The sequence below is a fragment of the Rhodococcus sp. NPDC079359 genome, from assembly GCF_040702585.1.
In the GTDB taxonomy this organism is placed as follows: Bacteria; Actinomycetota; Actinomycetes; order Mycobacteriales; family Mycobacteriaceae; genus Rhodococcoides.
Genome location: NZ_JBFBLH010000012.1, coordinates 42,561 through 54,799, shown reverse-complemented (window position 1 = coordinate 54,799; position 12,239 = coordinate 42,561). Strand labels below are relative to the sequence as shown.

General features: G+C 65.7%; 8 protein-coding genes. 4 read left to right on the top strand and 4 right to left on the bottom strand.

Features of this window, described 5'->3' with window-relative positions; translation table 11 throughout:
• Positions 1-45: 45 nt before the first annotated feature.
• The 3 genes from AB0362_RS22680 (at position 46) to AB0362_RS22670 (ending at position 3,172) form a co-directional block, all read left to right on the top strand.
• Entirely contained in the window at positions 46-957 is a 912-nt protein-coding gene (locus tag AB0362_RS22680) for a LysR family transcriptional regulator (RefSeq protein WP_317809116.1), read from the top strand.
• Between the two features lie 4 nt (positions 958-961).
• Complete coding sequence (locus AB0362_RS22675) at positions 962-1,576, top strand: histidine phosphatase family protein (RefSeq protein WP_068045517.1); 615 nt, start codon at positions 962-964, stop codon at positions 1,574-1,576.
• A gap of 87 nt (positions 1,577-1,663) precedes the next feature.
• Positions 1,664-3,172 (top strand): phage infection protein, encoded by a 1,509-nt coding sequence (locus AB0362_RS22670; RefSeq protein ID WP_317809114.1) that lies wholly within the window; start codon positions 1,664-1,666, stop codon positions 3,170-3,172.
• Here AB0362_RS22670 and AB0362_RS22665 read toward each other — a convergent pair.
• The gene (locus AB0362_RS22665) at positions 3,107-3,403 is read right to left on the bottom strand and encodes a putative quinol monooxygenase (RefSeq protein ID WP_068045525.1); all 297 of its coding nucleotides are present in this window, start codon (positions 3,401-3,403) and stop codon (positions 3,107-3,109) included. The genes AB0362_RS22670 and AB0362_RS22665 overlap by 66 nt on opposite strands.
• Before the next feature lie 98 nt (positions 3,404-3,501).
• Here AB0362_RS22665 and AB0362_RS22660 point away from each other — a divergent pair, with 98 nt between their 5' ends.
• Positions 3,502-5,028 carry an MFS transporter gene (locus AB0362_RS22660; protein WP_317809113.1) on the top strand — a complete coding sequence of 509 codons (1,527 nt, stop codon included), beginning with the start codon at positions 3,502-3,504 and terminating at the stop codon, positions 5,026-5,028.
• Here AB0362_RS22660 and AB0362_RS22655 read toward each other — a convergent pair.
• From AB0362_RS22655 to gltB, 3 genes are all read right to left on the bottom strand, one after another.
• Positions 5,007-5,912, bottom strand: coding sequence for a cutinase family protein (locus AB0362_RS22655; protein ID WP_317809112.1), 906 nt, complete (start codon positions 5,910-5,912; stop codon positions 5,007-5,009). The genes AB0362_RS22660 and AB0362_RS22655 overlap by 22 nt on opposite strands.
• A 214-nt stretch (positions 5,913-6,126) precedes the next feature.
• Complete coding sequence (locus AB0362_RS22650; protein ID WP_094616198.1) at positions 6,127-7,578, bottom strand: glutamate synthase subunit beta; 1,452 nt, start codon at positions 7,576-7,578, stop codon at positions 6,127-6,129.
• Positions 7,571-12,160, bottom strand: a complete 4,590-nt coding sequence (gene gltB / locus AB0362_RS22645; RefSeq protein WP_317809110.1) for a glutamate synthase large subunit — start codon at positions 12,158-12,160, stop codon at positions 7,571-7,573. Before gltB ends, AB0362_RS22650 begins: the two co-directional genes overlap by 8 nt.
• Positions 12,161-12,239 lie beyond the last annotated feature (79 nt).

Genomic DNA, 12,239 nt, shown 5'->3' with positions numbered 1-12,239 from the left:
TGCATGAGAGGCAGCAAACCGATTCATCAGCGATATGATTCGACGATGCGTCGCGAAGCGATCGAACTGCTGCCGCTACTGCCGACACTCGTCGCAGTGGCCGATACCGAGCACATCACCGACGCCGCCCACGTCCTGGGCGTCCCGCAACCCACTGTCAGCCGTCAGGTGGCTCGCGCCTCGGCGATCCTCGGCGTCGACATCGTGGAACGACGCGGCCGCGGCATCGTGCTCACCAGCACCGGCCGAGTGTTGATTCCCTATCTTCAGCGCGCGCTGAGCGATATCGACGCCGGTATCGACGCCATGACCGAGCACGACGCCCGGGCTCGCGGCCGGATCGCAGTGGCGTTTCAGAACACCCTGGGCGAGGACGTCGTACCGGCGCTGATCCGGCAGTTCCGCGTCGACCACCCGGCCGTCACGTTCGATCTGGACCAGGGTGCCCGCGCACGCTGCCTCGACCGTCTCGAAGACGGGGTCTCGGACCTGGCATTCGTCTCTCTCAGCGCCGAGCACACCGAGGACAATTCGTTCCAGCTCTACGACGAGAGGCTGATGCTGGTGGTTCCGGCCGATCATCGCCTCGCCTCACGCAGATCGGTCGATCTCGCCGACACCGCCGACGAGAACTACATCGCGATGGGCCACGGTTTCGGCATGCGATCGATCTGCGACGAGCTGTGGGCGGACGCCGGCTTCAGCCCGCGCATCGCATTCGAGGGGCAGGACACCCATACGGTGCGCGGCCTCGTCGGGGCCGGTCTGGGCATTGCCATACTGCCGCGAATCCGCTCGCACAGCGGTGAAGGAGGAACCGTCGACATCGGGCTCACCCAACCCGCGGCCCGTAGACGGATCGGCATGGTGTGGGATCCGCAGGCCGATTCGCCGCGTCAGGTGGCGGCATTTCGATCGATGGTGCTGCGCAGTGGCCGAACACTCGTGATTAGGTGAGTCGATGCAACTGGTTCTGGTGCGGCACGCCCTCCCACAACGGTCGGAGACCTCGGCCGACCCCGCTCTCGCCGAGCTCGGCGTCGAACAATCTCTGCGGGTTCCGGGTGCCGTGGCCAGGTTCCCGGTCTCCCGAGTCGTGTCGAGTTCGCAACTCCGCGCTGTTCAGACGGCGCAGCCTCTAGCCGATCGGCTCGGTCTGACCGTCGAGTCCGACGAGCGTGTGGCCGAATACGATCGCGACTTCGGCGGCTACGTTCCGATCGAGTCCGCCAAAACCGAGTTCCGTGAGGCATTCGATCGCATCAAGGCCGGGCACCTTCCCGAGCAGGTCGACGAGCAGGCGTTTCGGCAGCGAGTTCTGGCCGGCGTCGCCGACATCGTCTCGGCCAGCGCACACACCGACACCGTCGCGCTCTTCGCCCACGGCGGCGTGATCAACATCCTGCTGCAGGACATTCTGCAGACCCCGAAGGTGCTCGGCTTCCCGATCGACTACTGCTCGGTGACACGTGTGCTGTTCTCCCGCAGTGGCGCGAGGTCGGTCTCCTCGGTGAACGAGACCGAGCATGTGTGGGACCTGTTGCCCCGGAACCGACAATCCACAGAGAGCTCTTAAACTCCCAGGTAGAGGGCATGAAAAGCCGCGTCGACGGCCATCGAGTGGTCGGCGAGGCCGAACCTGGCAGTTAGCCTCGAACTCATCATGGGTGAATTGCGTATCTTTCGACGTCCTGCCGTTGCTCTCACTGCGCTGGCGTTTCCTCTGGTGGCGGTAGGTGCTTTTGCACTCGGCACCGGCTACGACCTCGGTGGCGAATCCACGGCGACCACCACCACCGCCGTCGCCGACACGGAGCAGGCACCGGCACCGGACCAGCAGACGGCGGATCCCCTGGCCGCGGCCCGGACCAGCCTCAACAGCGCATCTCTGCCCATCACGTTTCTCTCCAGCGGTATCGGTCAGCTGACCGAGGGCGGAACGCAGCTCAACGACGGCGTCGGGCAGCTCGCCGACGGCATCACCCAGGCTCACGACGGAACGATTCAGCTCGCCGACGGGTTCGGGCAGTATCGCGACGGCATCGGTCAGCTCGGTGACGGCGCGTCTCAGATCAGCGGTGGCGTCGACCAGGTCGTCGACCAACTCGCCGGATTCGGGGCGCTGCAGGCCGATTTCACCGCGAAACTCGCCGCCACCGCGGACCAGGTCGATCGCTTCCCGCACCCGGGATCCGACGCCATCTCCGGCGAGATCCGGGGTGTCATCGACACCCTGAACACGCAGGCCTTCGGCCCCGACACCCTCGCCCAGCTGCAGACCCTCAAAGGTGGTGCTCAGCAGCTGTCCTCCGAGCTCAACGACCCGAACAGTCAGTTTCTCGGGGCCACCGCACAGCTCGGCGACGCCACGGTGCAGTTGCGGGACGGACTCGGCCAGCTCGACGACGGAGGCCAGCAGCTCAAGGCAGGTACCGATCAGCTCGTGACGTCGGTCGAGCCGGTCGAGGGCATCGTCAACGGCATCGCCACCAACGTGCGCGACGCCTCCGCGGCGCTCCCGCCGGGAACCGCTGCCAGCACCGACGACGCGGCCACGGAGCAGAATCTCGTGGCCACGACGACGTCCGGCGGTGCCGGTGCCACCCCGTATCTGATCGCCGCGCTGGTGGCTCTCGGAGCACTGGGATGCGTCAGTCTCGTTCGAGTACTCGGCAGGGACAGCAACCCGCGAGTGCTCTCGGTGGTCGCAGCCGTGGCTGCCGTCGGCATCAGCGCGGCCGTCGCCTTCGCTTTCGCCACCGATGCAGCCCTCGGACCGGTGCTGGGTGCAGGCGCGTTCCTGATTTTCTCGGCCGCGGCCTACCTCGCCGCAGCGGGAGCGATTCAACGGGTGCTCGGTGCCGTGGTCGGCCAGATCGTCAACGTCGTCGCCCTGGTGGTGCAGGTTGTCGTCTGCGGCTTCGCTTACGCGTCGACTGCGCCCATCTGGGGCGATCTGGCGGCGTTCATGCCGATGAGTTACACCGCGGCCGGTGCCCGCATCATCGCGTCGGGCGAGATGAGCGGGACCGGCTGGCTCGCGATCGGTGCCACGGCGGCCTTGCTGGCCGTCTCGGCACTGGTGTACGCGAGCGCGCGGGGAGACTCAGCCGACGGGTCGGAGCGGATGGATGGCGGGCGGAGCCGCGAGATGGGCACCGAACTCGCTTAACGCCTGCTGCAGATGCGGGGTCTGCATGTGACCGTCGAGGTCCTCCTGCGACTTCCACACCTCGATGGTGATGAACGTACCCGGCTCGATCGCCGACTCGAACAGTTCGTATGAGACGTTCCCGTCTTCCTTCCGTGATTCGGCGACGAGGGCCGCGAGGCCGTCGCGCACGGCGTCGATGGCATCCGGCTTGGCGATGATCGTGGCGACGACCTTCAGATCGTTGGTCATGAGGTGATGTTTCCTTCGTTCGGCGAGAGAGCTCTTCGTCACCGAACGTACTCCCGACCCACCTAAGCTGAGGTGTCCATTCGGGAAGGGAAGTCACAGTGAGCCAGACGGCAACCGACCAGCGCGCCACCGGGAAGGATTGGCTCGGCCTCGCGGTGCTGGTGGTGCCGATTCTCGTCGTGTCGATGGACATGTCGGTGCTGTATCTGGCCCTGCCGTTCATGACGGCCGATCTCGAACCCACCGGCAACCAGACGCTGTGGATTCTCGACATCTACGGCTTCCTGCTCGCCGGACTGCTCATCACCATGGGCTCGCTGGGCGATCGGATCGGCCGACGCACCCTGCTGATGATCGGTGCCGTCGTCTTCGGCATCGCCTCGCTGGCCGCGACGTTCTCCACCTCCCCCGAAATGCTTCTCGCCGCGCGCGCTCTGCTGGGAATCGGCGGTGCCACCATCGCTCCGAGCACATTGTCGTTGATACGCAACATGTTTCACGATCCCACTCAACGCAAGGAAGCCATCGGACTGTGGACCGCCGGTTTCGCGGGCGGTGCCGCGGTGGGGCCTGTCATCGGGGGTGTTCTGCTCGAGCACTTCTGGTGGGGTTCGGTGTTCCTGATCAACATCCCGATCATGGTGGTGCTCTTCGTTGCTGCCCCACTCCTGGTCCCCGAGTTCAAGGACACCAACCCCGGCAAATTCGACCCGATCAGCGTGGTCCTCGCGATCTCCTCGATGCTCTCGATCGTCTTCACCATCAAGCACGGCGCGCAGGAAGGGATCGACGCAGCAACGGTCACCACGGCCCTCGTCGGACTTGCGCTCGGTGCGATGTTCGTCATCCGGCAACGCAAGGCCGCCAATCCACTGATCGACGTCACGCTGTTCGCCGAACGTGCCTTCAGCGCGGCGGTCGTGGTGCAATTCCTGGTCATCTTCGCCATGACCGGATTCAGCCTCTTCGCCTCGCAGTACCTGCAGCTGGTCGTCGGGCTGGGGCCGCTCGAAGCAGGTCTGTGGCTACTCGTTCCGGCTGTCGCCGCCGCGGCCGGTGCCGTGCTCGCACCGACGCTGAGCAAGGTGATCAGGACCGGCACCATCATTGCGGGCGGCCTGTTGTTCATCGCCATCGGTTGCACGGCAATGGCATTCGTCAGCGCCGACTCGGGGCTGCCACTACTGCTCACCGGCATGGCCGTGCTGACCTTCGGAATCGGCGCGGCCTCGACGCTCAACTCCGACATCGTGCTCACCGCAGCGGCTCCCGAAAAGGCCGGTGCCGCATCGGCATTGTCCGAAACCGGAGCCGAGCTGGGCGGTGCCGTCGGCATCGCGATCCTCGGCACGATCGGCAGCACCGTCTACCGACACCGCATGGACGACGCCATGCCCGCCGGGACGCCTGCCGAGATCGCCGATCCCGCACGGGAAACCATCGGCGGGGCCGTCGCCGTGGCGGACTACCTGCCGGAGCCCTTCGCCTCGCAACTGACTGCTGTCGCGAACTCGTCCTTCATCGACGGTTTCAACCTTGCGTCGGGCGCGAGCGCCGCCCTGATGGCCGTCAGTGCCGTCACCGTCTTCGTACTGCTACGCCGTCAGACCGCGTCGGCGAGATAGCGCGCCAACCACCGCGTCGCGGACTGGCCGTTCCCGACGTCGTAGCTCTGGTACTCCTGGTGGATGCCGGAGCGGTAGAACGCCTCGATCTCACGCTGGCGCTGAGCGTTCGCCTGATCGGACAGCTGGCCCTGCAACACCGGCAGACCACCGGCTGCTGCGAGGTCCGCGATCAGCGACTGCGCTTCCTGCGAGTACTGATCGGCGACGTTCGGCGCAGGATTGGACGAGACGGCCAAGAAGCCGGCCAGGCGCGCGACGTAATCGTCCTTCGGCGTCGAGCAGTACAGATCGCCGACGGCACAGAAGGTGCGCACCACGGGGCTGACGTAGCCGAATCCGCCAACACGGGGGCCGCCGACACCGGTTCCGACCACGGCCGGCCCCACCAGAGCATCGGTATCGGAGCGCTTCGGGTCGGAGATCAAGCCCACCGCCACCACCTTGTCCGCGGGCACCGCGCCCACTCCGGTGCCGATGGCCGCGGCGAGATCACCTGCCGCGTCGGCTCCCTGGCTGTAGCCGATGATGCCGAGTTTCGTTGCGCCACAACGATCCGCCATGGCCTTCAGCATCCCACCCGCATTGGCGACGGCCTCGGCACGGGACTGCCCGTACACCTCGCCCTCCCACGGGAACGCGGTGGCGGGATACGAGACGTAGTCGGTACGAATGCCGCTACCGAGACGATCGGTGACATCGGTGAGCATCCCCGGCTTCGGCGCGGCACCCGAACTTGTCTCCCACGTGCCCGGGATGGCCACGACGTACATCGTCGGGCAATCGGCAGGGTCTGCGGCGGCGGGTGACGCCGCTCCGACAACCAGACCGGACGCAACAGCTGCAGCGACGCCGATACCGGCGCAGATCTTCTTGACACTCATGGGGAGGGGGCCTCACTGGTCATCGAACGCTTCGTTGTTCGATCTTGACCATGCCAGGGGCCTGTGACCATCAGATGCCTACATGGTTAACGGACGTAACCGTCCGTCACACGGTTCGGCCGCCCACCCCCGGGATCAATGTGAGTTTCAGTCGCTCAGAGTGCAACAAAGGGACATTGATCCCAGAGGGGGGTGCGCTGGAAGAAGCCGCTGCTTACCGCTGCGGTGCCTGGGTGGGCACGATCGGCGACGGCAGTGCGGTCGCACCCTGCAGGAACGTGTCGACGGCGGCCGCGCAGGAGCGGCCCTCGGCGATGGCCCACACGATGAGTGACTGGCCGCGACCCATGTCACCGGCGACGAACACACCGGGGACGTTGGTGACCCACTCGTTGGTGCGCTCGACGTTGCCGCGCTGGTTGAAGTCGACGCCCAGGTCGGTCAGCAGACCACCCTTGTCGGGTCCGACGAATCCCATCGCGAGCAGCACCAGATCGGCTTCGAGGGTGAATTCGCTGCCCTCGACCTTCTCGAACTTGCCGGCCTTGAACTCGACCTCGCAGGCTTCGAGTGCGGTGACCTTGCCGTCTTCGCCGACGAAACGCTCGGTGTTGACGGAGAAGACGCGTTCGCCACCCTCCTCGTGTGCCGAGGCAACCCGGTACATCAGCGGGTACGTCGGCCACGGGGTGGACGTCGCACGCTCCTCGGGCGGCCGGGCCATGATCTCGAACTGGTGCACGCTCTCGGCACCCTGACGGTGCGAGGTACCGAGGCAGTCGGCACCGGTGTCGCCGCCGCCGATGATGACGACCTTCTTGCCCTCGGCGCTGACGGGCGGCGCGGCGAAATCACCCTGCTGGACGCGGTTGGCGTGCGGCAGGAACTCCATGGCCTGGTAGATGCCGTCGAGCTCGCGGCCCTCGATGGGCAGGTCGCGCCACGCGGTGGCGCCGCCGGACAGGACCACGGCGTCGAACTGCTCGCGCAGTTCGTCGGCCGAGATGTCCACGCCCACATCGACACCGGTGCGGAAGACGGTGCCTTCGGCCTCCATCTGCGCGAGCCGACGATCGATGTGGCGCTTCTCCATCTTGAACTCGGGGATGCCGTACCGCAGCAGTCCGCCGATGCGATCGGCACGCTCGAACACCGTGACGGTGTGGCCGGCGCGGGTGAGCTGCTGCGCTGCAGCAAGTCCCGCGGGGCCGGAGCCGACGACGGCGACGGTCTTGCCGGTCAGATGCGTCGGGTAGACCGGCGTGACCCAGCCCTCCTCGAAGGCCTTGTCGATGATCTCGACCTCGACCTGCTTGATGGTGACCGGATCCTGATTGATGCCCAGGACGCACGACGCCTCGCACGGGGCGGGGCACAACCGTCCGGTGAATTCCGGGAAGTTGTTGGTGGCGTGCAACCGATCGATGCTGTCGCGCCAGCGGTCCTTGAACACCAGGTCGTTCCACTCGGGAATCAGGTTACCCAGTGGGCAGCCGTTGTGGCAGAACGGAATACCGCAGTCCATGCATCGACTCGCCTGGGTGCGCAGAGTGTCCTTCGAGAAGTCTTCGTAGACCTCTTTCCAGTCCATCAGACGCAGGTCGACGGGCCGCCGCTTCGGTACTTCGCGAACCGTGTTCTTCAGAAATCCCTGTGGGTCACCCACGAGCTGCCTCCATGATCGCTTCGTCCACGTCCGCGCCGTTCTTCTCGGCTTCGGAGATGGCCAGCAGTACCTTCTTGTAGTCGCGAGGCATGACCTTCACGAAATGGTTCACCTGCTGTGACCAATCCGCGAGGATCCGCTCGGCCACCTCGGAGCCGGTCTGCTCCTGATGGCGAGTGACGATGTCGCGGAGCCAGGTGAACTCGTCACCCTCGAGCTCCTCGATGTCGACCAGCTCGGTGTTGAGGTTGGCCTCGAACGTCTTGTTCGGATCGAAGACGAACGCGACGCCGCCGGACATACCGGCACCGAAGTTCCTGCCCGTCGTGCCCAGAATGACGACCTTGCCACCGGTCATGTACTCGCAGCCGTGATCGCCGACGCCTTCGACGACGGCAACGGCACCGGAATTACGAACGGCGAAACGCTCGCCGACGACACCGCGGATGAGAGCCTCACCGCTGGTGGCACCGAACAGGAACACGTTGCCGCCGATGATGTTGTCCTCGGCGACGAATCCCTTCGGCGCGTTCAACGACGGCCGCAGCACGAGGTGTCCACCGGACAGGCCCTTGCCGACGAAGTCGTTGGCGTCTCCGTTGAGCCGGAGCGTCATACCGGACGGGACGAACGCGCCGAAGCTGTTGCCCGCCGAGCCGGTGAACGTGATCTCGATGGTGTCGTCCGGCAGTCCGACGCCGCCGTACGCCTTGGTGACCTCGTGCCCGAGCATCGTGCCGACGGTGCGGTTGACGTTGGTGATCTTGGACTCGAACGCGACCTTCTCGCCCTTGTCCAACGCATTGCGGCTGGCCGCGATGAGCTGCTGGTCGAGCGCCTTGTCCAGACCGTGATCCTGAACGCCGGTGTTGTAGAGGTTCTGGTTCATGAACGCCGACTCGACCTCTTCGAGGATCGGCGACAGATCCAGCTTCGACGCCTTCCAGTGCTCCTTGGCCGCGGTGGTGTCCAACAGACCCACCTGGCCGACGGCCTCGTCGAGCGTGCGGAATCCGAGTTCGGCCATGAGCTCGCGCACCTCTTCGGCGATGAACATGAAGAAGTTCTCCACGAACTCCGGCTTGCCCGCGAAACGCTTGCGCAGCAACGGGTTCTGCGTCGCGACACCGACGGGGCAGGTGTCGAGGTGGCAGACGCGCATCATGATGCAGCCCGAGACGACGAGCGGAGCGGTGGCGAAACCGAACTCCTCGCCGCCGAGCAGAGCCGCGACCATGACGTCACGTCCGGTCTTGAGCTGGCCGTCCACCTGGACGACGATGCGATCGCGAAGACCGTTGAGCAGCAACGTCTGCTGCGTTTCGGCCAACCCGAGCTCCCACGGTCCACCCGCGTGCTTGACCGACGTCAGCGGCGTCGCGCCGGTGCCGCCGTCGTGGCCCGAGATGAGCACCACGTCGGCGTGCGCCTTGGACACACCGGCAGCGACCGTTCCGACGCCGACCTCGGAGACCAGCTTCACGTGGATGCGGGCCTGCGGGTTGGCGTTCTTCAGGTCGTGGATCAGCTGAGCGAGATCCTCGATCGAGTAGATGTCGTGGTGCGGCGGCGGCGAGATCAGGCCGACGCCGGGCGTCGAATGCCGAACCTCGGCGACCCACGGGTACACCTTGTGCGCCGGAAGCTGGCCGCCCTCACCGGGCTTGGCTCCCTGCGCCATCTTGATCTGGATGTCGGTGCAGTTGGTCAGGTAGTGCGAGGTGACGCCGAAGCGTCCCGACGCGACCTGCTTGATGGCACTGCGTCGCCAGTCGCCGTTCTCGTCCGGCTCGAACCGCGAGACGTCCTCGCCGCCCTCACCGGAGTTCGAGCGCCCGCCGAGACGGTTCATGGCGATGGCGAGGGTCTCGTGCGCCTCGGCCGAGATGGAGCCGTAGCTCATCGCACCGGTGGAGAAACGCTTGACGATCTCGCTGGCCGGCTCGACCTCGTCGATCGAAATAGCTTGCCGCTCTTCGGTCTTGAAGCGGAACAGACCGCGCAGCGACGCGAGGCGCTCGGACTGGTCGTCGACCATCTTCGTGTATTCCTTGAAGATGTCGTACTGACCGGTGCGGGTGGAGTGCTGCAGCTTGAACACCGTGTCCGGGTTGAAGAGGTGGTACTCCCCTTCCCGACGCCACTGGTATTCGCCACCGGTTTCGAGCTCGCGGTGCGCGCGCTCCTGACGGTTGTCGAGGTACGCGACCGCGTGCCGCGCTGCGACGTCGTCGGCGACCTGATCGAGATCGATTCCGCCCAGGTGGCTGTTGAGACCGGTGAAGTACTCGTCGACCAGTTCCTGCGAGAGGCCGATGACCTGGAACAGCTGAGCTCCGGTGTACGACGCGAGGGTCGAGATGCCCATCTTGGACATCACCTTCAGCACACCCTTGCCCGCGGCCTTGATGTAGTTGGACACCGCCTTGTCGAAGGAGATGTCGGTGAGGGAGCCGCGCTCGATCATGTCCTCGATGGACTCGAACGCCATGTACGGGTTGACCGCTGCGGCACCGAATCCGATGAGCAGAGCCATGTGGTGCACCTCGCGGGCGTCACCGGCCTCGATGATCAGACCGACCTTGGTGCGGGTCTTCTCGCGGACGAGGTGATGGTGCACCGCGGAGGTGAGCAGCAGCGACGGAATCGGAGCGAGCTTCTCGCTGGACTCACGGTCCGAGAGCACGATGATCCGCGCGCCACCGGAGATGGCAGCGGACACCTGAGCGCGAATGGCCTCCAACGACTTTCGGAGACCCTCACCACCCTCGGACACCGGGTAGAGGCCGCGCACGACCACCGAGCGCAGCTCTTCCTGCGTGCCTTCGTCGTTGATGTGGACGAGCTTGGCGAGGTCGTCGTTGTGCAGGATCGGCTGCGGAAGCACGATCTGCTTGCAGCCGTCGGCACCCGGGTTGAGCAAATCGCCCTCGGGTCCGATGGTGCCGCCGAGGCTGGTGACGATCTCCTCGCGGATGGCATCGAGCGGCGGGTTGGTGACCTGCGCGAACAGCTGCGAGAAGTAGTCGAACAGCATCCGCGGGCGAGCCGACAGCACGGCGATCGGGGTATCGGTACCCATGGAACCGATGGCCTCGGCACCGGACTTCGCCATGGGCGAGACCAGCACGTTCAGTTCCTCGGTGGTGTACCCGAAGATCTGCTGACGGATGAGCACGCGGTCGTGCGGCATGTGCACGTGCGGACGCTCGGGCAGATCGTCGATCGAGGTCAGACCCTCGTCGAGCCACTGCTGGTACGGATGCTCGGCAGCGAGCTCGTCCTTGATCTCGTCGTCGGAGACGATGCGACCCTGCGCGGTGTCGACCAGGAACATGCGGCCGGGCTGCAGGCGAACCTTGCGAACGACCTTCGACGGATCGATGTCGAGAACGCCGACCTCGGAGGCCATGACGACCAGACCGTCGTCGGTGACCCACAGCCGGCTCGGACGCAGGCCGTTGCGGTCCAGGACCGCGCCGATGACGGTGCCGTCGGTGAAGCACACCGACGCAGGTCCGTCCCACGGCTCCATCAGCGAGGAGTGGTACTTGTAGAACGCCCGACGTGCGGGGTCCATGGACTCGTGCCGCTCCCACGCCTCGGGAATCATCATGAGCACGGCGTGCGGCAAGCTGCGTCCACCGAGGTGCAGCAGCTCGAGCACCTCGTCGAAACGTGCTGTGTCACTTGCTCCGTGGGTGACCACGGGGAAGATCTTCTCGAGCGCCTCGGAGCCGCCGAACACGTCGGAGGTGATGAGCGCCTCGCGAGCACGCATCCAGTTCTCGTTGCCGGTGGCGGTGTTGATCTCGCCGTTGTGGGCGACGCGTCGGAACGGATGCGCCAGCGGCCACGACGGGAACGTGTTGGTCGAGAAGCGCGAATGCACAAGTCCCAGTGCACTTTCGACGCGCCCGTCCTGCAGGTCGAGGTAGAAGCCCTTGAGCTGAGGCGTGGTCAACATGCCCTTGTAGACGAAGGTCTGCGAGGACAGTGACGGGAAGTACACGGTCTCGCGGCCGGGGCCGTCCTTGCCCGCGCCCTCTTCGCCCAGCTCGTGCTCGACCCGCTTGCGGATGACGAACGCACGACGCTCGAGTTCGAGGTCGGTGATCGACGCGTCCGGAGCTGCGAGGAACAACTGCCGGAAGGTCGGCATCGCGTCGCGCGCCAGAGCGCCGAGGGAGGAATCGTCGGTGGGAACCTCACGCCAACCGAGAACCGTCAGGCCCTCGTTCTCGACGATGCGCTCGACACCCTCGCAGGCGCGTGCTGCGTCGCTGCGGCCCTGCGGAAGAAATGCGACACCGGTGGCGTACGCGCCGGGCGCGGGAAGCTCGAAATCTACGACGGCGCGGAAGAACGCGTCCGGAACCTGGATCAGAATGCCTGCACCGTCACCGGTGTTCGGTTCGGAGCCGGCAGCACCGCGGTGCTCGAGGTTGACCAGTGCGGTGATCGCCTTCTCGACGATGTCGCGACTGCGTCGACCGTGCATGTCCACCACGAACGCGACACCACAGGAGTCGTGTTCGTTGGCGGGATCGTAGAGGCCTTGCGGGCCCGGAGTGTGCTTCATACCTAGCCTTCGGATAAGTCCAGCCTTGATACTCGTCGGCGACGGTGTGGTGTAACCGGCTGCACGAACGGCCTGCGGT